Raw genomic sequence first — 21,261 nt, 5'->3', positions numbered from 1 at the left:
TCTGGCGGTCGCCCCGCCAGTGCGGCGGAGTGGTGCGGGCGAAGGGACTCGAACCCCCACATCTTGCGATGGCAGGACCTAAACCTGCTGCGTCTACCAGTTCCGCCACGCCCGCACAGGACATCGCCGTAGCGGGCGCGTCTATACCAACGTTGTATCCCGGGGCAAGCACGCAAGGTAAGTCGGTGGGCAACTCGATACGATCGTGCGCGTTGATGCAGAAGAAGGAGAGAGCATCATGGCTACCCAACCCCCAGCAGAATTCCCGACGCCCTCGTCGCCTGCCGAGCCGACGACGCCGCCGCCCGAGTTCAATCCACCCGCGCCGGACATCGACGTTCCCGATCCGGGCGCGCCCTCGACCGATCCCGCCCCCATCCAGCCAGAGTTCTGATCATGGCCGATCCCCATGCGGGCACCAATCCCAAAACCCGCCCCGAGGACCGTGACGCGGACACGCGCAGCGATATCGAGCAGGCGGTACAGTCGCGCTCCGACGCGGTCGAACGCGGCGAAGGCGGCGACGAGCCCGAGACGTTCACCAAGACGGGCATGCCCGACGGCGTCGGCGGCACCGGCGGCGTGATCAAGAACCAGGATTCGGACGCGCAATAAGCCGCGCCGGTCAGCAACCATAAATGCGGGGGTGGATAGCACAGGCTGTCCACCCCCTTCTTGCAGGAACCGCCCATTTCCACGCCCGCCAGCACCCCGCTTTTCGGGCTGCTCCCCGACCTGGCCCAGCATCAGACGCTGTACGTGGCACTCGGGGTCGCGGTGCTGGTCTTCGTCCTTGCGCAGCGGATCCCGATCCTCCGGACGCTCGTCAATCTCGTGATGACGCTCGCGTTGGTCGGTCTGCTCTTCGTCGCGATCGGCCAGCGCAGCCAGTTCGATCCCTATCTCGGCAAGATCGCCAAGCTGCTGCGGATCGAGGACCAGACGGTTGTCGGTGGCGAGGTGCGGATCCGCATGTCGCCCGACGGCCATTTCTGGGCGCGGGCGCGGATCGACGGGGTCGAGCGCCGGTTGCTGATCGACAGCGGTGCGACGATCACCGCGATTTCGACGAAGACGGCCGACGCCGCGGGGATCGATGCGCGAACGAGCGTGGTGCCGATCGTGCTCCAGACCGCCAATGGTGCGATTCCCGCGCAGTCGGGCCGGATCGGCGAACTGAAGCTCGGCGCAATCGTCGCCCGCGACCTTCAGGTGGTGGTGTCGCCCGCGTTCGGCGACACCAACGTGCTGGGGATGAACTTCCTGTCGCGACTCGCATCGTGGCGGGTCGAGGAGAATGTGCTGATCCTGGTGCCGCACCATCCGCAGAAGGTGGCGGCGTAACGCTTCCGACCTGGGCTCATGCTCTCGCCCCTAGCCTCCCAACTACCACCACCCCGGCGAAGGCCGGGGTCCAATTGGAGAGGTCTTAGTAACGGTGCACAGCGCCTGATCGGCAACGTCCCCCAACTGGACCCCGGCCTGCGCCGGGGTGGTGAGCTTCTGGACACCCGCCCCCTACCGTTCCCCCGCGAAGGCGGGGGCCCAGGAATCCAGCAGCGTCGCGCGCGGTTACCCTGGACTCCCGCCTTCGCGGGAGAACAGAGACCGGGAGAACAGGGCTTACGGCGCCACCGAGTCCCCGAGCGCGCTCTTCAGCACCTCGTTCACCACCGCCGGGTTCGCCTTGCCGCCCATCGCCTTCATCGTCTGGCCGACGAAGAACCCGAACAGCTTGTCCTTGCCGCCGCGGTAATCCGCGACCTTGTCGGCATTCGCGGCCATCACCTCGGCGATGACCTTCTCGATCGCGCCGGTGTCGCTGGTCTGCTTCAGCCCGCGATCCTCGACGACCTTGGCCGCGCCGTCGCCGGTCTCGAGCATCACCTCGAACACCTGCTTGGCAAGACTGCCCGACAGCGTACCGTCGGCGACCAGCCCGAGCAGTTCGGCTGCCTGCGCCGGCGACACCGGCGAGTTGGCGATGTCCCTGCCCGTCCGGTTGAGCGCACCGAACAGCTCCGACGTCGTCCAGTTCGCCGCCGCCGCCGGCTTCACGCCCGCATCGAGCAGCGCGTCGAACCAGCGCGCCGCCTCGACCTCGGCGGTCAGCACCGTCGCCTGATAGGCGGTGATCCCGAGCGCCTCATACCGCGCGCGCTTCGCATCAGGCAGTTCGGGCAGCGACGCCCGGCATTCCTCGAGGAACGCATCGTCGAGCACCAGCGGCAACAGGTCGGGATCGGGGAAGTAGCGGTAATCATGCGCGTCTTCCTTCGACCGCATCGACCGCGTCTCGTTGCGATCGGGATCGTAGAGCCGCGTCTCCTGCACGATCTTGCCACCGGCCTCGAGCACCTCCACCTGGCGCCTGGCCTCCTGCTCGACCACCGCCATCACGAAGCGCACCGAATTGACGTTCTTCGTCTCGGTCCGCGTGCCGAGTTCGTCGCCGGGCTTGCGAACGCTGACATTGACGTCGGCGCGCATCGAGCCCTCTTCCATGTTGCCGTCGCACGATCCGACATAACGCAGGATCGACCGCAACTTGCGCAGGTACGCGCCCGTCTCGGCCGGCGATGCGAGATCGGGCTTCGACACGATCTCCATCAGCGCGACGCCCGAGCGATTGAGATCGACATAGGACTGGGTCGGATGCTGGTCGTGCATCAGCTTGCCCGCATCCTGCTCGACATGGATGCGCTCGACGCCGATCCGCTTGCCCGCGGCGTCAGGGTTCTTCTCGTCAAGGCTGATGTCGATCGCGCCTTCGCCGACGATCGGATGATAGAGCTGGCTGATCTGATAGCCCTGCGGCAGATCGGCGTAGAAATAATTCTTCCGGTCGAACCGCGACCATTTGTTGATCTGCGCCTCGATCGCCATGCCGGTGCGCACCGCCTGGCGGATGCACTCGCGGTTCGGCACCGGCAGCATCCCCGGCATCGCCGCGTCGACGAGGCTGACCTGCGTGTTGGGCTCGGCCCCGAACGCAGTCGCCGCGCCCGAGAACAGCTTGGCGTTCGACGTCACCTGCGCATGGACCTCGAGGCCGATCACGACCTCCCACTCGCCCGTGTCGCCCTGAATGCGATAGTCGCTCATATCCGGTTCCGATGATGAATATAGTTGATCGCGGTCAGTGCCGCGTTGCTGCCGAGCAGGCCGACCACCCAGCACGCCGAAAGAATACGCAGGATCGCGCCCTCGAAACCGAGCACCAGCGCCTCGTGATGCGCGGCCGCGGCGGCACCGCCGGCCAGCACCAGGAACACCGCGCCCAGCCGGTAATCGCCGCGCAGGATCACGCTGTTGCCGACGCACAGGCACAGGATGAACACCGCGAGCCCGAGAAAGAAGCGTGCGAGTACGGCGTGATCGAACGGCCGGTTGTCGATCTCGGTCAGCGACACGCCGACATAGGCGCTGAGGATCGCCCCGAACGCAACGTTGAGCGCGTTCTGCGCCTCGCGCAGCACGGCGACGTTGCGCGTGACGAAGGCGCGATCGGTTACCACCACGCCTCGGGCCGGGCGGTGAACCCCGCCCGCTGTTCGATCGCGAGCCCTGCGTTCAGCACGCCTTGTTCGTCGAGCGGCTTGCCGATGATCTGCAAGCCCAGCGGCAGACCCTGCTTGTCGAGACCACCCGGCACCGACATCGCGGGCAGACCCGCGAGCGATGACGGCACGGTGAAGACGTCGTTCAGGTACATCGCGATCGGATCGGCCGACTTCTCGCCGAGCGCGAACGCCGCCGATGGTGCGGTCGGGGTGAGCAGGACGTCGCACGTCTCCCACGCCTCTTCGAAATCGCGCGCGATCAGCGTCCGGATCTTCTGCGCCTGCGTATAATAGGCGTCGTAGTAGCCGGCCGACAACACGTACGTGCCGATCATGATGCGGCGCTTCACCTCGGGGCCGAAACCGTCGGCGCGCGTCGCCGCGTACATGTCCTGCAAGCCCGATCCGGCCGGCAGGTCGCGGATGCCGTAGCGCACGCCATCATAGCGCGCGAGGTTCGACGACGCCTCGGCCGGCGCGATGATGTAATAGGCGGGCAGCGCGTATTTGGTGTGCGGGAGCGAGACCTCGACGATCGTCGCGCCGGCATCCTTCAGCCAGTCGATGCCCTTCTGCCAGAGTGCCTCGATCTCCTCGGGCATGCCGTCGACCCGGTATTCCTTGGGGATACCGACGCGCAGGCCCGCGAGGCTGGCCGACAGACCCGCCTCCCATTTCGGCACGTCGAGCTGAAGCGAGGTGCCGTCCTTCGCATCGAACCCGGCCATCGCCTCGAGCAGGATCGCGCAGTCGCGGACGTCACGCGCCATCGGCCCCGCCTGGTCAAGCGACGAGGCGAACGCGATCGTCCCCCAGCGCGAGCAGCGGCCATAGGTCGGCTTGATGCCCGAAATACCGGTGAAGGCGGCGGGCTGACGGATCGAGCCGCCGGTGTCGGTGCCGGTCGCGCCGGGGCACAGCCGCGCGGCGACTGCCGAAGACGAACCGCCCGACGACCCGCCGGGTGCGAGCGCGGCATTACCGCCGTCGTTGCGCTTCCAGGGGCTAATCACGTTGCCGAACGCGGAGGTCTCGTTCGACGAGCCCATCGCGAACTGGTCCATGTTCAGCTTGCCGAGCATCCCCGCGCCCGCATCCCACAGATTCTGCGAGACGGTCGACTCATAGGTCGGCGTGAAGCCTTCGAGGATATGGCTCGCCGCGGTCGTCGTGACGCCCTTGGTGCAGAACAGGTCCTTCATGCCGATCGGCACGCCGGCCAGCGGCTTGAGCGTATCGCCGGCGGCGCGTGCAGTATCGGCGGCGGTGGCGGCGGCGATCGCATGCTCGGGCGTCTCGACCAGGAACGCGTTGAGCGCCTTGGCCTGACTCACCTTGACGATGAACGCGTCGGCGACGTCGCGCGCCGAAAAGCTGCCGTCGCGCACGCCGTCGCGGATGCCGGCGATGCCGAGATCGGTAAGGTCGGTCATTATTCGATCACCTTGGGCACGGCGAAGAAGCCGTGCTCTGCCACGGGGGCGTTGGCCAGGACCTGCTCGCGGATATTGCCACCGGTCAGCGGGTCGGCGTTGACGACGTCGTCGCGCAGCCGCAGCGTGTTGGGGATGACGGCGGTCATCGGCTCGACGCCGGTCGTATCGACCTCGCCCAGCATCTCGATCCAGCCAAGGATGTTTCCGAGTTCCGGCGCCATGCGGGCGGCGTCCTCGTCGGTGATCGCGATGCGCGCAAGGCTCGCGATCCGCTTCACGGTTGCAGTATCTACGGACATGGCGCTCGGCTAGCACCGCGCGGCGCGAGCGCGCAACACCCTTCGTGTTCCCCCGCGGAAACGCACCCGTTGCAACCGCGCCGCGCATGCGGCACGGGGACGCCACCGCCTGCACGGAAGGTCCCGCTTGGCCCGCAAGTTTCTCTATTTCGTCACCGCGATGATCGTCCTCGCGATCGCCGCGCTGCTCGCCTATCGCCTGTTCGGGACCGAGCTGATGCGGATCGCTATGGTCCCGAGCGAGACGTTCCAGGCGCAGCGCAAGGCGCCCGCGAACATCTATGCGCGCAAGATCCTGTGGCTCGCGCGTCCCGACCGTCCCGGCAACCCCGCGCTCTGGACACCCGAAGGCTATGCACCCGGCACCCCGGGAACGGGCGCGGCGATCTTCTTCATCCACCCGACCTCGTACATCAGCCGCGACCACTGGAACGCGCCGATCGACGATCCCGAGACCAATGCGCGTGCCGAACTGTTCCTGCGCGGCCAAGCGAGCGCGTTCAACGGCGCGGGCGACATCTGGGCGCCGCGCTATCGCCAGGCGACGTTCGGCGCGTTCCTGACCAGCGAGGCCGACAGCGAACGCGCGCTCGCGCTCGCATACGGCGACGTCACCGCCGCGTTCGACCGGTTCCTCAAGGAAGCCGGCCCGACCCGCCCGATCATCCTCGCCGGACACAGCCAAGGCGCGCTCCACCTCACCCGGCTGCTGCGTGACCGGATCGCGACCGACCCGAAACTGCAGGCACGGATCGTCGCGGCCTATGTCGTCGGCTGGCCGGTCTCGCGCGTCACCGACCTGCCGCGGATGGGCCTGGCCGAATGCCGCACCGCCGACCAGACCGGCTGCGTCCTGTCGTGGGAAAGCTTTTCCGAGCCCGCCGATCCGTCGCTGGTCGTCGAGACCTATGACCGGACCACGGGGTTCGACGGGCAGCCGCGCAAGGGCACGCCGATGATCTGCACCAACCCGGTGACCGGCACCGCCGATGCCAGCGCGCCCGCGACCGCCAATCTCGGCACGCTGGTCCCCTCCGCCGACCTGTCGAGCGCGACGCTGTCGGTCGGCAACGTGCCCGCGCGCTGCGGCGACCGGGGTATCCTGCTGATCGGTGAGGGCCCCGATCTCGGGCCTTACGTGCTCCCCGGGAACAACTACCACGTGTACGACTATCCGCTGTTCTGGGCGAATGTGCGCGCGGACGCCAACCGCCGTCTTGCGGCGTTCACGCGATGATCACGCTCTCCCCCGCGCAGTTCCGTGATGCGCTCCCTAATGGCGGACGGCTGATCGGCCTCGACGTCGGCACCAAGACGATCGGCACCGCGCTGTGCGATGCCGGCTGGAGCTTCGCGAGCCCCGCGCTGCTGATCCGCCGCACCAAGTTCCAGAAGGACAAGGCCGCGCTCGCCGAGATGATCGCGGCGCAGAAGGTCGTCGGGCTCGTCATCGGCCTGCCGATCAACCTCGACGGCAGCGAAAGCCCGCGCTCGCAATCGACGCGGGCGTTCGCGCAGAACCTCAAGGACATGGGGTTGCCGATCCTGCTGCAGGACGAACGCTGGTCGACCGTCGCGGTCACCCGCACGCTGATCGAACAGGACGCCAGCCGCGCCAAGCGCGCCGAGCTGGTCGACAAGATGGCGGCGGCGTATATCCTCCAGGGCGCGATCGACGCGCTGGTGACCGCGCAGATCTAGCGGACGACGCGGTAGAGTGTCGACGTGCCGTTCGTCCACACGACGCGCAGGTCGCTCGCCTGCGCCACCCCTGGCGGAAACCCCAGCGTCCAGACATGCGTGAACGCCGTACGAGGAAACCGGGCGATCGCACGGTTGAAGCCGGAGGGCGTCGTCGCGCAGTGCATCGCATAGACGCTCTGCGACGGATCCCGGGCATAGGGCTCGGCCTCGACATAGCGGATCCTGAGCAACTGCTGGCCGGCCAGCGCCCATTGCGAATTGGTGAACACGTCGCGGCGGACGATCGCCATTCCAGGAAGCTGGTCGGTGCGCTGCTCGCTCCACCCATTGTTGCAGGGCCGTGCGACCAGCGACAATATCGCCGCACCGCGGGGCATCGCGGCGATCGCGCGCAGCTCGCTCTGCTGCTCGCCAGAGCGCAGGACGAAGCTCAGCGTCGTCCCGCCGAGCCGCAAGGCGCAGAAGAGCAATCCGGCGAGCGCGAGCGCACGACCGAACCGCGCCTCTGCGACCGGCGCCACCGCGATCAGCGCAAGCATCAGTGCGGCAGGCGCCATCCGCATATCGACATACGCCCCGCCCATCATCCGCTGGGGCAAGGCGAGAAACGCGACCAAACATAGGACCGCGGGCCAGCCGAGCAGTGGGGTGAAGCCGAGCCTGGGGCTGCGCGCCGCGCCGTACAGGAGTATGGCTGGCGCGAGCAACGACCCCACATCGAACCACTCCCAGCGATCGCGCAGGATCGACAGCAGGTACACCGTTTTCGCGGGCAATGCGAACCAGCCGTCAATCGCCAGTTCGGCCCCCGGTTGCCTAACCATGATCATGGCCGCGATCGGAAGGGTCAGCGGCAGGCACTGCAAGACCACGCCCGGCACCGCGTCGCCCCATCCACGCCCCGTCTCGCGCTGTCGCGCCAGCTCGGCGCCCGCTGCCATCAGCCCGAACATGCCCCAGCCGAAACTGTGCGTCGCCCAGAGCATCGCGCCGATCGGCCCGAACAGGACCGCGCGCACTGCGAGACGGCGCTGACGGCCGAGCCGGATCGACCCTGCCAGCGCGCAGAATGCCAGCGCCTGCGACAAGGCGAAGTTGACGAAACCGAACTGGAACGGCCAGGCATAGGTAAGGGGCAGCACGAAAATGGCGGTGGGTGGAAGTCGTCCATGCGCCTCACGGGCCGCCCATAAGAGTCCCGTTGCCGTCAGCATGGGAATGGCGATGACGGCAACCTTGGCGGCGGGTTCGAGACCGAAAACGCGCGCCAACGCGGGCACCAGCAGATCCATCCCCAGATTGGGGATCAGCGACCAGTCAAAAGCATAATATCGGGCAAGATAGGGCGAGCTCGGCAACGCGGTCGCGATGTGCCAGCGCCCCATATGCCCCGGCAGGTCGCCGAGCGGCGGTAGCGCCGGCCACAGCAAAGGCACCGCCGTCACGAGCACGAGCGCGGTGGCAAGCCATGCGGTTTCCCACCACGACCGCGGGCGCAGGGTCGTATCACCAGTATCGGTAGGATGGCCGTGCATGCCGCCCCCTTGCCACAGCCCGACTAAAGCGAGGTTAACCATGCGTGCCTCGCCCCGCACATGCACGCGAACGAAGCCAAACCTTGCCCCCGCCGCTGCACCGCACTACCCAGCGCGCTTGATGCAACGTTCAGATCACCGCCCCGCCACCCTCATCGAGGGCGGCGCCGTTTTCCCGCACCGGCACCTGACCGGGATCGACGGGCTCCAGCCGCACGAGATCGCGTTCCTGCTCGACGAGGCCGAAACCTGGGTCGAGGCGAACCGCACCCATGCGACGCCCGACAAAAGGCTCGCGGGCCTGACACAGATCAACGCGTTCTTCGAGAACAGCACGCGGACTTTGCTGTCGTTCGAGATCGCGGGCAAGCGGCTCGGCGCCGACGTCGTCAACATGCACGCCGCGCAGTCGAGCGTGAAGAAGGGCGAGACGCTGATCGACACCGCGATGACGCTGAACGCAATGCGCGCGGACGTCATCGTCATCCGCCACATGGCGAGCGGTGCGGTGCGGCTGATCGCCGACAAGGTCGACTGCCCCGTCCTGAACGCAGGCGACGGCCGCCACGAACATCCGACCCAGGCGCTGCTCGACGCGCTGACGATCCGCCGCCGGCGCGGATCGATCGCGGGGCAGCGCGTCGTGATCTGCGGCGACGTGCTGCACAGCCGCGTCGCGCGGTCGAACATCCTCGCACTCACCGCGCTCGCCGCCGAGGTCCGCGTCTGCGCGCCGTCGACGCTGATGCCCGCGGCAATCCACAAGATGGGCGTCACCCCGTTCACCGATTTCGATGCCGCGCTGGAGGGCGCCGACGTGGTCATGATGTTGCGCCTGCAGAACGAGCGGATGGACGGCGCGTACGTCCCCTCCACGCGCGAATACCGGATGCGCTACGGCCTGACGCTCGAACGGCTCGCGCGCGCGGCGCCCGATGCGCTGGTGATGCACCCCGGGCCGATGAACCGCGGCGTCGAGATCGATTCGGCGGTCGCCGACCATGCCCGATCGGCGATCACCGAGCAGGTCGAGATGGGCGTCGCGGTCCGCATGGCGTGCCTCGACGTGCTGACCCGCCGGGCGCGCGGCGTGGAGGGCTGGGCATGATCCTTGCGCTCACCAATGCGACGCTCGTCTGCCCGGTCGGCGGCGTCAACAAGGGCAATCTCCTGATCCGCGACGGCGTCGTCGTCGCGACCGGGCTGGTCGATATCCCCGCCGATGCGCAGACGATCGACTGCGCGGGCAAGACGCTCGCCCCCGGCATCGTCGATCTGGGCGTGGCGAAGATAGACCGGGCCGCGTTCCGCGCGGGCGGGATCGTCCGCGTCGGGCTGATGCCCGACCAGTCGCCCGTGCTCGACGATCCCGGCATCGTCCAGCGCGCCGCGCTGATCGGCAAGCCCGACCTGTGGATTCACCCGATCGCCGCCGCGACTCAGGCGCTCGCCGGTGATGACCTTGCCGAGATGGCGGTCTGCCTCTCGGCGGGTGCGCGCGCGGTCGGCACCGGCAAGGGCTGGATCGCCGACAGTGGCGTGATGCACCGCGTGCTCGCCTATGCGCGCGACCTCGACATCGCGGTCGTCACGCATGCCGAGGATGGCGGACTGACCGCGGGCGCCGTGGCGACCGCGGGCGAGACTGCGACCCGGCTTGGCCTGCCCGCCGCCCCCGCGATCGCCGAGGCGCTCGCGATCGCGCGCGACCTGATGCTGGCCGAGGACACCGGTGCACGGCTTCACATCCGCCAGGTGACGACGGCCGCGGGCTTCGACCTGATCCGTGCCGCCAAGCGTCGCGGCGTGGCGGTGACCTGCGGCATCACGCCCGCGCATCTCCATTTGTCCGACATCGCGGTCAGCGACTTCCGCAGCTTCGCGCATCTCTCGCCGCCATTACGCGCGGAGACCGATCGCCAGGCGGCGCTGGCGGCGGTCGCCGACGGCACGATCGACGTGATCTGCTCGGCGCATGATCCGCGCGGACCAGAGGAAAAGCGCCTGCCCTTCGCCGATTCGAGCGCCGGGATGGCGGGGGCCGAGACGCTGCTGCCGCTCGCGCTGATGCTGGTGCGCGACGAACGGGTGACGCTGTCGCGGCTGTTTACACTGTTGAGCCGCAACCCGGCCGCGGTGCTCGGGCTCGACACCGGGACGCTCGAGGTCGGCAAGCCCGCCGATCTGCTGCTGTTCGATGGTCAGGCGCCGTGGCAGATCACTGGCGACGCGTTCGCCGCCAGCGCGAACAACACGCCGTTCGACGGCCTGCCGGTGCAGGGCAAGGTACTGCGCGTCTGGAAAGGCGGCCGCGAGATCTGACGGGCATCGCGCGCCGGATCTCGCCTGTCAGTCAGCGGGTGGCGACCTCGACGCCGCCGCCGCGCAGCCACTGCGCCATCTGGTCGCCGGCCCCCTGCCGGACGAAGCACGCGCCGCCGGTCGCGCGGTAGCGCCGGCAGACCTGGTCCGCCTCGTCGCGACCAAACCCGCCGACCGAAAGGCGGTAATAGGCCTCGCCATTCGTCCGGAACGCCATGCCGTTGGGTTGGCGGCCGGAGAAGCCGTCGAAGCGACGCGTCGCCTGGCTCCAGGCGGCCTTGGCGACGCCGGCATTGTCATAGGCGCCGATCTGAACATACCAGTCGCCCGTCCCCGCCGGGATCGCGCGCACGCCGCGTTGCGCACGCGCGGCCAGCACGGCGCCCTCACCGCGGCTGGCGAGCATCGTCGGCATGCCGCCGGGCAGGGCCTGGACGACTTCGCGCGGCGCGGCGAAGGTGATCCTCGACGGGGCCAGAGCCGATCCCGCTTCGGCCAGTGCGACGGGACGCGCGCTGCGTTCGACCGCGGCCAGCGCCTCGATCGGCGAGACCGTCGGCATGAGCGGTGCGCGGTTGAGCGCGAGCGCGGCGGGCTGGCCGGCATCGGCGATCGCGCGCACGCCGAGCAGGCCGGCGACCTGATCATATGACGTCGTCGGCTGTGCGAAACGGGCCCATTGTTCGAGCCTCGCATCGACCTCGGTCGGCGCGAGGTCGGCGGCGGCGACGACGCGCGCGGCCTGCCACTGGCCCGCCAGCGCGAGCGCGAGCGCGAGGTTCTGCCGGGCCTTCGCATTGCTCTCGGACGAGCGTGCGACCTCGGTCAGCAGCCCGATCGCGCCGCCTGCATCGCCCGCCAGCGCCAGCGCGAGGCCCCGATCGCTCGGCGGTATGATCGATGCGTTGCGTTCGAGCGTCTCCCGCGCGCCCTGCGTGTCGCCACCGGCGATCTGCGTCAGCGCCAGGTTGAGGGCCGCCTTCCCGTCCGCCGGCGACAGCGCCAGCACATCGGCAAACCCCTGCCGCGCCGAGGTGAACCGCCCCGCCTGGAGATAGCTCTGTGCGAGCAGCAGCCGATACGCCGCCGATTGCGGCATCATCGCCACCGCCGCCTCCGCGAAATAGACCGCGGCGCCGCCATCGTGCCGGGCCAGCGCGACCTCGGCACGGTGCGCGTTCACCGCGCCCGCCTTGGCCTCGAGATCGGCGTTGCGATCGCTCGCCGAGGCGAGACCGCGGCCGGTCTCGCCCGCACTGCACCCGACCATCGTGCCACCCAAAACAAGGGCCGACAGCCCCATCGAAAGAAGGATTCGTGTCGTCATCGGCTATGATCCCACCGGTTCATTTCGGGGCCCTGGTCACGGGAAGCTGCGCAACGAGCGCGTCGACCTCGGGCAGATTTTGAAGAAAGGCATCGAGCGCGAGCGTCACGAGGTATTGCGACGAATGCCGCGTCATTGCACTCGCGAGTCGAAGCCGGACATGACGATCGCTGTCGAGGCGGAGCGTGAAGGCGGCCTTGCCGGTGCGCGTTCTGGTTGCGCTCTCGCGCGCGATCCGGCGTGCGGTCGCTAGCGTCACCGACGTCACAAGAGCGGCATCATCCTCAACTGGCACGACCGTGGCCGTACCGAGCGCGAGCGGTCGCATCGCCGGGCGGGCGTCGCCCTTGCGCGCCAGCAGCGACGCCGACAGCGAGCCCAGCGGCTTCGGCACGTCGGCCGATTCGGGATGCGGCTGAACGGGCGGGCGGGCGGGCATCGCGCTCATCCGACCACCCGCCGGCCGAAGCCCGGCGCGGGCCCGCGCTGCCCGAACCCCGCGCCTGCATTGGGCACGCTGAACACCGTGCGCCGGAAATTCTTTTCGAGCCGGTCGGTGACATAGGTCCAGAGCGCTTCGATCTCCGCCGCGGACTTGCCCTTGGGATCGACCTCCATGACCGTGCGGCCGTCGATCATCGAAGCGGCGAAATCGGTGCGCTGGTGGATCGTCATCGGCGCGACGGTGCCGTGCTGAGAGAGCGCGACGATCGCCTCGGCCGTGATCCGCGCCTTGGGGGTCGCGGCATTGACGACGAAGATCAGCGGCTTGCCCGCGCGATCACACAGATCGACGGTCGCGCCGACCGCGCGCAGGTCATGCGGGCTCGGCCGGGTCGGGACGACGATCAGCTCGGCGATCTGAATCACCGTCTGGATCGCGACCGTGATCGACGGCGGCGTGTCGATCACCGCGAGCTTGAACCCCTGCTGGCGAAGGATTTCGAGATCGGCGGCGAGCCGCGCGACCGTGGTCTGCGCCAGCGCCGGCGCCCCCGCCTCGCGCTCGTTCCACCAGTCGGTCAGCGACGCTTGCGGATCGATATCGATCAGCACGACCGGCCCCTGCCCGGCGCGCTCCGCCTGTACCGCGAGATGCCCGGACAGAGTCGTCTTTCCCGACCCGCCTTTCTGCGATGCCATCGCCAGAACGCGCATAAGCCCCCTTACGTCTCGTCAACCAAGGCCCGCGATGCCATGCCAGCGGATAAGAAGCGGTTAACGCGTGGTTCCCAAGCCGTTACGACGACGTGCCGCACCCCCGCACCCGACCGGCGCACGGCTTAACCCGATCTTTGCCTTCGCCGGGCTATCGCGACATGACGATCATCATTTGGCTTTAACGAGGTACTCGATGCGCAACCTGATTCTGGGCGCGGCGGCGACGGTAGCGGCGCTGGGCGCGGTGCCGGCCGCGGCGGACGTGAAGGCCGGCGTCGATGCCTGGAGCCGCGGCGACTATGCGACCGCGATCGACCAGTGGCGTCCGCTCGCGATCGCGGGCGACGCCGATGCGCAGTTCAATCTCGCCCAGGCCTATAAGCTCGGCCGCGGCGTCACGCTCGACCCCGCGCTCGCCGAAAGCTGGTTCCGCAAGGCGGCGCTGCAGGGTCATGTCCAAGCGCAGGACAATTACGGCCTCGCGCTGTTCCAGGCCAACAAGAAGGCGGACGCGCTGCCCTGGCTCGAAAAGTCGGTGGCGCGCGGCGAACCGCGGACGCAACTCGTGCTCGGGACGATGTTGTTCAACGGCGACGCGGTGCCCCGCGATTACCCGCGCGCCTATGCGCTGATGTCGCGCGCGAGCACGTCGGGATTGCAGTCGGCCTCGCAGACGCTGGCGCAGATGGACCAGTATATCTCCCCCGAAGACCGCCAGCGCGGCACGGCGCTCGCCGAGCGCTATGCAGCGCAGGAAAAGATCGCGCGGTCGGGACTGTCGCCTGCGTCGCCGCCGCCGATCTCGGCCACTGGCCCTGCCAGGCCCGCTCCCCAGCCCGCTCCCCGGCCGGTGACGCCGGTCGCGCGCACCACGGTCCCCGCCTCATCCGTGTCCCCCGCGCCGGTGCCCCCGCGCGCTGCGCCGGAGCGTGCTGCCTCGCAAGCCGCGACCAGACCCGCACCGGTCACCCCGCCCCGGCTCGCGTCCGCGCCCAAGCCGGCGCCGAAGCCCGTGCCGAAGCCAGCAGCGAAGCCGGTGGCCGGGTCGGGGAAATGGCGGATCCAGCTTGGCGCGTTCCGCGATCGCGGCAATGCCGAGACGCTGTGGGGCAAGGTCAAGGGCAGGCTGGGCGGCGCGCAGCCCAGCTATGTCGCGGCGGGACCGGTGACGCGGCTGCAGGCGGGCGGATTCGCCAGCCGGGCGGACGCGACGCGCGCCTGCGCCGCGTCAGGCCAGCCCTGCGTCATCGTCGCCCCCTGACGCATCCCGACACGCCCGGCATTCAGCCGCGCCGGCTCGAGATCCAGCTCGTGTCGCGTTCCGGACTCTGCGGCAACGCGGCGAGGACCGCCAGCGCGTCGCGGTCGTCGATCGTGATGACCCCGCGCCGCCACGTCGCGATCCCCGAGGTCCGCAGCTGGCGCAGCGTCCGGTTGACATAGACCGGGGTCAGCCCGGTCATGTCGCCGATATCCTCCTGCGTCAGCGGCACCGGCACGACATTCTCGATCGTCGGGTCGTTGCGCCGCAGCCGGGTGCGCAGTTCGAGGATCAGCGCGGCGATCCGGCTCGCCGCGCTGGTCCGCCCGATCGACGCGAGCCGCTCCATCAGCAAAACGCGCTCCTGCTGCGAGACGAGGAACAGCAACGCCGCGAGCCGCGGGTTGCTGCTGAACACCTGCCCGATCGCTGCGGTCTCGATCACGCCGAGCTTCGCCGCCGAGACCGCTTCGATCGTGTCGCACGCGGTCGGGGCGGCAAGGCTCGGCATCCCGACCAGATCGCCGGGCAGATGAACCTTGACGATCTGCCGCGCGCTCTCGCCGACGATGATGCTGCACGCAACCCAGCCGCTCAGCAGTATATAGACCTGTGGGTCAGGCGAGCCCTGCATCCGCAGGGTATCACCACGCTTCAACCCGATCGTCGGCCCGGCGAGCCGCCGGAAGGTATCAATGTCGTCGTCATCCGCACAGGTGAACGCCTTGAAGCGCTCATAATCCCAGCCAGCATCCATTCGTCTCAGCCAATCGATCGTAAGTCTTTGGCGCGACCCCTAAATTTTGCGCGTGACTTGGCAAGCTGAGATATGGTGCACGGCCTTAACCTGGATCACCAAAGTGGGACTCGGCGGCCTACGGACGCGGTGACGGGGGTTAATCGTTTACCCACGCCGCACGGGGCAGCCCCTGTGCGTAGAGCAGCGTCGTCAGATCGCCATGGTCGATCCTCGCCGCCGCCGCCGCCGCGACGATCGGCTTGGCGTGATACGCGACGCCCAGGCCGGCCGCTTCGATCATCGCCAGGTCGTTCGCGCCGTCGCCGACCGCCAGCGACTGTCCCTCGACCAGCTGCCCGTCAGCGATTGCCGCGCGCAGCGTCTTCAGCTTGGTCTGCGATCCGACGATCGGCTTTTCGACCGCCCCCGTCAGCACGCCGCGCTCGACCTTCAGGACATTGGCGATCGCGCGGTCGAAACCGATCTCGCGCGCGACCGGCTCAGCAAAACGCGTGAACCCGCCCGAGACGAGCACCGTCGCGGCCCCTCGGGCGCGCATCGTCCGTACCAGCGCCTGCGCACCCGGCATGATCGTTACCCGTTCGGCGAGGCAGCGTTCGATGTCGCTCTCAGCCAGCCCCTCAAGCAGCGCGACGCGCGCATCGAGTGCCGCCTCGAAGTCCAGTTCGCCGCGCATCGCGCGTTCGGTGATCTCGGCGATCTGCGGCTTGATGCCCGCATAGTCGGCGAGCTCGTCGATGCACTCGACGGTGATCATCGTCGAATCCATATCCGCGATCAGCAGCGCCTTGGTCCGGGTCAGGCTCGACTGCACGACCACATCGGTTTTGCCGAACGCCCCCTCGAGCGCGGTCCGCGCCGCGTCGGGCGCCATGCCGAAGATCAGGTCGGCGGCGTCGCCTTCGTCGATCCAGCCGCTCGCACCCGGCGCGCAGCCCGCATCGCGGAGCCGGTCCATCGCGGTCGAAATATCGCCTGCGGTCAGCGTGCCCGAGGCTATAAGCGTTGCCGTGAACATCAATAATCTCCCGAAGGTCGCGCTCATCGCAGGGCCGACCGCGAGCGGCAAGTCCGCGCTCGCGCTTGCCATCGCCGCGCGCCACGACGGCGTCGTCATCAATGCCGATTCCGCGCAGGTCTATGCCGATCTGCGCATCCTCACCGCGCGTCCTTCGGCCGAAGAGGAAGCGAGCGTCCCGCACCGCCTGTTCGGCCATGTCGACGCCGCTGACGCGACCTATTCCGCCGCGCGCTGGGCCGCCGAGGCGACGCGCGCGATCGACGCCACGCTCGCCGAGGGCAAGCTGCCGATCCTGGTCGGCGGCACCGGGCTCTATATCCGCACGCTGCTCGACGGCATTGCCCCCGTCCCCGCGATCGACCCCGATCTGCGCGAGCAGGTCCGCGCGCTCCCCGTCGCCGAGGCGCATGCCGCGCTCACGCTGCTCGACCCGCCCGCCGCCGCGCGGCTCAACGCCGCCGACACCACGCGCGTCGCGCGCGCGCTCGAGGTGGTCCGCGGGACCGGCCGCACGCTCGCCGACTGGCAGACCGAACGGGTGGGCGGGATCGGCGACCGGCTGGACGTTCGCGCGCTGATCCTCATCCCCGACCGCGACTGGCTGAACGCACGCATCGACCAGCGCTTCGCCGAGATGGCCGAGACCAGCCAAGCGGAAGTCACCGCACTCCTCGCCCGCACCGACATCCCGCCGGACGCACCGATCCGCCGCGCGATCGGCGTTCCCGAGATCGCCGCGCTCGTCCGCGGGGAAAACTCGCTGGCCGAGGCGATCGCCGCCGGATCGCTTGCCACGCGGCGCTATGCCAAGCGGCAATATACCTGGCTTCGCCACCAACCGCCGGCCGCCTGGACGCGCACGGACGCGCTCGATTTCTCAACGCGCTTGCAGCAATTTGAAACTATATTGCTAAAATGATGTTTGACACGCATCTTTTATATCGGTAGCCGCCCCCTCCACGAGGCGCTAAAGGCGGCGCATTCGAAAGGATTTTGACGTGATGACCGAGAAGAGTGGAGCCGATATCCTGATCGAGGCGCTGTGCGATCTCGGCGTGGAGGTCGTGTTCGGCTATCCGGGCGGTGCCGTGCTGCCGATCTACGACGCGCTGTTTCGCAGCGGCCGGATCAAGCACATCCTGGTGCGCCACGAACAGGCGGCGACGCATGCGGCGGAGGGCTATGCCCGCTCGACCGGCAAGCCCGGCGTGGTGCTCGTCACCTCGGGGCCCGGCGCGACCAATGCGGTCACCGGGATCACCGATGCGCTGATGGATTCGATCCCGATGGTGGTGATCACCGGTCAGGTGCCGACCGCGCTGATCGGTACCGACGCGTTCCAGGAGGCCGATACCGTCGGCATCACGCGCCATTGTTCGAAGCATAATTATCTCGTGAAGGATCCGGCCAAGCTCGGCGGGGTGATCCACGAGGCGTTCCACATCGCCACCTCGGGTCGTCCGGGGCCGGTGGTCGTCGACATCCCCAAGGACGTGCAGGTCGCGACCGCGCGCTACACCAAGCCCGGCCCGATCCAGCACAAGACCTATCGCCCGCAGGTGAAGGCCGACCAGTCGCAGATCGAGCAGCTGGTGGACATGCTCGCCGCGGCCGAACGCCCGATCCTGTACACCGGCGGCGGCATCATCAATTCGGGCCCGGCCGCGAGCCAGCTGCTGTGCGAGCTCGTCCGCATCACCGGCGCACCGGTGACGTCGACGCTGATGGGCCTCGGCGCCTATCCCGCGAGCGGCGAGCAGTGGCTCGGCATGCTCGGGATGCATGGCACCTACGAGGCCAACATGGCGATGAACCAGGCCGACCTCGTCGTCGCGCTCGGCAGCCGGTTCGACGACCGCGTGACCGGACGGCTCGACGCGTTCAGCCCGAATTCGCGGAAAGTGCACATCGACATCGATCGCTCGTCGGTGAACAAGACGGTGCGCGTCGATCTCGGGATCATTGCGGACGTCGGCCATGCGCTCGAGGACATGGTGCGGATCTGGAAGAGCCGCCGGCATCCCAAGCCCGACACCACCGACTGGCAGCGGCGGATCGCCGGCTGGCGTGCGGTCAAGTGCCTCGACTTCCCCGAGAACGACCCGAACGAGATCATGCCGCAGCGCGCGATCCGGGCACTGTTCGACGCGACCAAGGCACGCAACCCGATCATCACGACCGAAGTCGGCCAGCACCAGATGTGGGCAGCACAGCATTTCGGGTTCGAAAAGCCGAACAAGTGGCTGACCAGCGGCGGTCTCGGCACGATGGGCTACGGCCTGCCCGCCGCGATCGGCGCGCAGCTTGGCAACCCGAACGCGCTGGTGCTCGACATCGCCGGCGAGGCGTCGATCCAGATGAACATCCAGGAGCTGGCGACCGCCACCCAATACCGGTTGCCGGTGAAGATCTTCATCCTCAACAACCAGTATATGGGCATGGTCCGCCAGTGGCAGGAGCTCACCTATGAGAGCCGCTACGCCGAGAGCTATTCGGATTCGCTGCCCGATTTCGTCCGGTTGGGCGAGGCTTATGGCTGGAAGGGCATCCTGATCGAGACGCGCGACCAGCTCGACAGCGGGATCGCGGAGATGCTGGCCTATGACGGCCCGGTGATCGTCGATTGCCGCGTGTCGCAGCTGACCAACTGCTTCCCGATGATTCCGAGCGGTGCTGCGCATACCGACATGATCCTGCAGGCGAACGAAGTGTCGGGCACGATGGACGACGAAGCGAAGGCGCTGGTTTGATGCATATTTCCCAGGAAAAGGCCGAGCGGCATACGCTCGCCGTGATCGTCGACAACGAGCCGGGCATCCTCGCCCGGATCGCCGGCCTGTTCACCGCGCGCGGCTATAATATCGAGAGCCTGACCGTGTCGGAGATCACCGCCGACAAGGCGGTCAGCCGCATCACGATCGTCACCAGCGCGTCGCCCGCGACGATGGAGCAGATCCTCGCGCAGCTCGACCGGCTCGTCCCCGTCCACAAGGTCACCGACCTGACCGCGCAGGGCGCGCATGTCGAGCGCGAGCTGGCGCTGGTCAAGGTGCGCGGCACCGGCGACCACCGGATCGAGGCGCTCCGCCTCGCCGACGTCTACCGCGCGCGCGTGGTTGACGCGACGACGTCGAGCTTCGTGTTCGAGGTGACCGGCGGGATCGACAAGATCGACAAGTTCGTCGAACTCATGGGCGAAGTCGGCCTGATCGAAGTCGCCCGCACCGGCATCGTCGCGATCGCCCGCGGCAAAGAGCCGGCGTAAGTTTACCCCGTCATCCCGACGCAAGTCGAGACACAGAACCACGAACGGCGCCGCCTGGAACCCTGGGTTCCGGCGTTCGCCGGAATGACGAGAGAAGGAAGAATATAATGCGTGTCTATTACGATCGCGACGCCGACCTGAACCTGATCACCGACAAGAAGATCGCGATCGTCGGTTACGGCTCGCAGGGCCATGCGCACGCGCAGAACCTGCGCGATTCGGGCGTCAAGGACGTCGCGATCGCGCTGCGCGAGGGCTCGCCGACCGCCAAGAAGGCGATCGAGGCGGGTTTCGCGGTCAAGTCGAACGCCGAGGCGGCGGCCTGGGCCGACATCGTCATGATCCTCGCGCCCGACGAGCATCAGGCCGCGATCTACGCGACCGACCTGCACGACAATCTGAAGCAGGGTGCGACTATTGCTTTTGCTCATGGCCTCAACGTCCATTTCGGCCTGATCGAGCCGCGCGCCGATCTTGACGTCATCATGATCGCGCCCAAGGGCCCCGGCCACACCGTGCGCAGCGAATATGTCCGCGGCGGCGGCGTCCCTTGCCTGATCGCGATCGACCAGGACAAGTCGGGCAACGCGCACGACATCGCGCTCGCCTATGCATCGGGCGTCGGCGGCGGCCGCTCGGGCATCATCGAAACCAATTTCCGCGAGGAATGCGAGACCGATCTGTTCGGCGAGCAGGCGGTGCTCTGCGGCGGCATCACCCACCTGATCCAGGCCGGGTTCGAGACGCTGACCGAAGCCGGCTACGCGCCCGAAATGGCCTATTTCGAGTGCCTGCACGAGACGAAGCTGATCGTCGACCTGCTCTATGAGGGCGGCATCGCCAACATGCGCTATTCGATCTCGAACACCGCCGAATATGGCGACATCACCACGGGTCCGCGGATCATCACCTCGGAGACCAAAGCCGAGATGAAGCGCGTGCTGGCCGACATCCAGTCGGGCCGTTTCGTGAAGAACTTCATCCTCGACAACCGCGCCGGTCAGCCCGAGCTGAAGGCGGCGCGCAAGCAGGCGCTCGCGCATCCGATCGAGAAGATCGGTAGCGAGCTGCGCGGCATGATGCCGTGGATCGGGAAGAATGCGCTGGTGGATCGCGAGCGCAACTAAGCGCGAGCGCGGCCGGCACGACGGAGCCCGCCCATAGGGCGCGGCTTCGCCGTGGCCGACGGGCGGGCGTGGGGATTGCGCGTCGCTCGCCCAGCACTATGCGACGCCACCCCGGCGAAGGCCGGGGCCCAGTTGGGAAGGCCGGAGTAACGGAGCACTGTCTTCCGTCAGCACCGTCCCCCAACTGGGCCCCGGCCTTCGCCGGGGTGGTGGCGTTTTGGGGTGAGTGCTCTTCTCCCCCGCCACTCCCTTTCCTACCCTACTCCCGTTCCCCGCTACTCTCGTTCCTGAAAGCCACTTCCCCCGCCCACTGCCGTTCCCCCGCGAAGGCGGGGGTCCAGGGTCTCGGGCGGTGATCGTGGTTCAGCTGGGCCCCCGCATCCGCGGGGGAACACGCGCGCCCCCACCGACCCAAATCCGAAACACAGCGTTGGCATAACATCATTTGACGCGCTCCCTCCGCTCGGCCAGCATCGCGCG

22 protein-coding genes and 1 tRNA gene are annotated in these 21,261 nt (G+C 68.2%); 12 read left to right on the top strand and 11 right to left on the bottom strand.

Annotation, left to right across the window (positions count from 1 at the left end; all coding sequences use genetic code 11):
• Positions 1-30 precede the first annotated feature (30 nt).
• Positions 31-115, bottom strand: a tRNA-Leu gene (locus ASE89_RS17650).
• Positions 116-238: 123 nt separating this feature from the next.
• Between ASE89_RS17650 and ASE89_RS20890 the strand changes: the two genes are divergently transcribed.
• Genes ASE89_RS20890 through ASE89_RS17640 form a run of 3 tightly spaced genes read left to right on the top strand, consistent with a single transcriptional unit; the run spans position 239 to position 1,344 of the window.
• The gene (locus tag ASE89_RS20890; protein ID WP_166747620.1) at positions 239-394 is read left to right on the top strand and encodes a hypothetical protein; all 156 of its coding nucleotides are present in this window, start codon (positions 239-241) and stop codon (positions 392-394) included.
• Positions 395-396: 2 nt separating this feature from the next.
• A complete protein-coding gene (locus ASE89_RS17645; RefSeq protein WP_056680297.1) occupies positions 397-615 on the top strand; it encodes a hypothetical protein in 219 nt (72 codons plus the stop codon).
• 60 nt (positions 616-675) lie between these two features.
• Entirely contained in the window at positions 676-1,344 is a 669-nt protein-coding gene (locus ASE89_RS17640) for a retropepsin-like aspartic protease family protein (RefSeq protein ID WP_236701852.1), read from the top strand.
• 279 nt (positions 1,345-1,623) lie between these two features.
• Here ASE89_RS17640 and gatB read toward each other — a convergent pair whose 3' ends face one another.
• From gatB to gatC, 4 genes are read right to left on the bottom strand one after another with little or no spacing between them, the layout of a single operon-like run.
• Positions 1,624-3,105: an Asp-tRNA(Asn)/Glu-tRNA(Gln) amidotransferase subunit GatB gene (gene gatB, locus ASE89_RS17635; RefSeq protein WP_056680294.1), complete on the bottom strand. Its 1,482-nt coding sequence runs from the start codon at positions 3,103-3,105 to the stop codon at positions 1,624-1,626.
• Entirely contained in the window at positions 3,102-3,521 is a 420-nt protein-coding gene (locus tag ASE89_RS17630; RefSeq protein WP_031438974.1) for a hypothetical protein, read from the bottom strand. Before ASE89_RS17630 ends, gatB begins: the two co-directional genes overlap by 4 nt.
• A complete protein-coding gene (gene gatA / locus ASE89_RS17625; RefSeq protein ID WP_056680292.1) occupies positions 3,512-4,996 on the bottom strand; it encodes an Asp-tRNA(Asn)/Glu-tRNA(Gln) amidotransferase subunit GatA in 1,485 nt (494 codons plus the stop codon). Before gatA ends, ASE89_RS17630 begins: the two co-directional genes overlap by 10 nt.
• Positions 4,996-5,298: an Asp-tRNA(Asn)/Glu-tRNA(Gln) amidotransferase subunit GatC gene (gene gatC / locus ASE89_RS17620; RefSeq protein ID WP_031396405.1), complete on the bottom strand. Its 303-nt coding sequence runs from the start codon at positions 5,296-5,298 to the stop codon at positions 4,996-4,998. The genes gatA and gatC overlap by 1 nt, the downstream gene beginning before the upstream one ends.
• 127 nt (positions 5,299-5,425) lie before the next feature.
• On the opposite strand from gatC, the gene ASE89_RS17615 reads away from it, so the two are divergent.
• Together ASE89_RS17615 and ruvX are read left to right on the top strand one after the other, a co-directional pair.
• On the top strand, positions 5,426-6,535 hold the full coding sequence (locus tag ASE89_RS17615; RefSeq protein WP_056680287.1) for a DUF3089 domain-containing protein: 1,110 nt from the start codon (positions 5,426-5,428) through the stop codon (positions 6,533-6,535).
• A complete protein-coding gene (gene ruvX, locus ASE89_RS17610) occupies positions 6,532-6,999 on the top strand; it encodes a Holliday junction resolvase RuvX (RefSeq protein ID WP_031396403.1) in 468 nt (155 codons plus the stop codon). Before ASE89_RS17615 ends, ruvX begins: the two co-directional genes overlap by 4 nt.
• Here ruvX and ASE89_RS17605 read toward each other — a convergent pair.
• Positions 6,996-8,537, bottom strand: coding sequence for a hypothetical protein (locus ASE89_RS17605; protein ID WP_056680283.1), 1,542 nt, complete (start codon positions 8,535-8,537; stop codon positions 6,996-6,998). The genes ruvX and ASE89_RS17605 overlap by 4 nt on opposite strands.
• A 121-nt stretch (positions 8,538-8,658) precedes the next feature.
• Between ASE89_RS17605 and ASE89_RS17600 the strand changes: the two genes are divergently transcribed.
• Both ASE89_RS17600 and ASE89_RS17595 read left to right on the top strand, forming a co-directional pair.
• Positions 8,659-9,645, top strand: coding sequence for an aspartate carbamoyltransferase catalytic subunit (locus ASE89_RS17600; protein WP_056680280.1), 987 nt, complete (start codon positions 8,659-8,661; stop codon positions 9,643-9,645).
• A complete protein-coding gene (locus tag ASE89_RS17595) occupies positions 9,642-10,859 on the top strand; it encodes a dihydroorotase (protein ID WP_056680277.1) in 1,218 nt (405 codons plus the stop codon). Before ASE89_RS17600 ends, ASE89_RS17595 begins: the two co-directional genes overlap by 4 nt.
• A 31-nt stretch (positions 10,860-10,890) precedes the next feature.
• Here ASE89_RS17595 and ASE89_RS17590 read toward each other — a convergent pair whose 3' ends face one another.
• Genes ASE89_RS17590 through ASE89_RS17580 form a run of 3 tightly spaced genes read right to left on the bottom strand, consistent with a single transcriptional unit; the run spans position 10,891 to position 13,344 of the window.
• Positions 10,891-12,186 (bottom strand): SPOR domain-containing protein, encoded by a 1,296-nt coding sequence (locus ASE89_RS17590; RefSeq protein WP_056680274.1) that lies wholly within the window; start codon positions 12,184-12,186, stop codon positions 10,891-10,893.
• 19 nt (positions 12,187-12,205) lie between these two features.
• Positions 12,206-12,625 carry a hypothetical protein gene (locus ASE89_RS17585; RefSeq protein WP_082451731.1) on the bottom strand — a complete coding sequence of 140 codons (420 nt, stop codon included), beginning with the start codon at positions 12,623-12,625 and terminating at the stop codon, positions 12,206-12,208.
• Between the two features lie 5 nt (positions 12,626-12,630).
• On the bottom strand, positions 12,631-13,344 hold the full coding sequence (locus ASE89_RS17580; protein WP_056680268.1) for a ParA family protein: 714 nt from the start codon (positions 13,342-13,344) through the stop codon (positions 12,631-12,633).
• 196 nt (positions 13,345-13,540) lie between these two features.
• On the opposite strand from ASE89_RS17580, the gene ASE89_RS17575 reads away from it, so the two are divergent.
• Entirely contained in the window at positions 13,541-14,608 is a 1,068-nt protein-coding gene (locus ASE89_RS17575; RefSeq protein ID WP_056405462.1) for an SPOR domain-containing protein, read from the top strand.
• Positions 14,609-14,630: 22 nt separating this feature from the next.
• Here ASE89_RS17575 and ASE89_RS17570 read toward each other — a convergent pair whose 3' ends face one another.
• The gene (locus ASE89_RS17570) at positions 14,631-15,365 is read right to left on the bottom strand and encodes a Crp/Fnr family transcriptional regulator (RefSeq protein WP_056680265.1); all 735 of its coding nucleotides are present in this window, start codon (positions 15,363-15,365) and stop codon (positions 14,631-14,633) included.
• A gap of 139 nt (positions 15,366-15,504) precedes the next feature.
• Complete coding sequence (gene serB, locus ASE89_RS17565; RefSeq protein ID WP_056680262.1) at positions 15,505-16,386, bottom strand: phosphoserine phosphatase SerB; 882 nt, start codon at positions 16,384-16,386, stop codon at positions 15,505-15,507.
• On the opposite strand from serB, the gene miaA reads away from it, so the two are divergent.
• The 4 genes from miaA to ilvC all read left to right on the top strand — a co-directional run bounded on the left by miaA (position 16,379) and on the right by ilvC (position 20,781).
• Positions 16,379-17,308, top strand: coding sequence for a tRNA (adenosine(37)-N6)-dimethylallyltransferase MiaA (gene miaA, locus ASE89_RS17560; protein ID WP_192003094.1), 930 nt, complete (start codon positions 16,379-16,381; stop codon positions 17,306-17,308). The two genes, serB and miaA, sit on opposite strands and share 8 nt — an antisense overlap.
• 82 nt (positions 17,309-17,390) lie before the next feature.
• Positions 17,391-19,139, top strand: a complete 1,749-nt coding sequence (locus ASE89_RS17555; protein WP_056680259.1) for an acetolactate synthase 3 large subunit — start codon at positions 17,391-17,393, stop codon at positions 19,137-19,139.
• Complete coding sequence (gene ilvN / locus ASE89_RS17550; protein ID WP_031395186.1) at positions 19,139-19,654, top strand: acetolactate synthase small subunit; 516 nt, start codon at positions 19,139-19,141, stop codon at positions 19,652-19,654. The genes ASE89_RS17555 and ilvN overlap by 1 nt, the downstream gene beginning before the upstream one ends.
• Before the next feature lie 107 nt (positions 19,655-19,761).
• On the top strand, positions 19,762-20,781 hold the full coding sequence (gene ilvC, locus ASE89_RS17545) for a ketol-acid reductoisomerase (RefSeq protein WP_056405453.1): 1,020 nt from the start codon (positions 19,762-19,764) through the stop codon (positions 20,779-20,781).
• Positions 20,782-21,261 lie beyond the last annotated feature (480 nt).

This window comes from Sphingomonas sp. Leaf30, from assembly GCF_001422525.1.
In the GTDB taxonomy this organism is placed as follows: Bacteria; Pseudomonadota; Alphaproteobacteria; order Sphingomonadales; family Sphingomonadaceae; genus Sphingomonas; species Sphingomonas aerolata.
Note: the sequence above shows the minus strand (reverse complement) of the source record. Positions and strands in the feature narration are given on the sequence as shown.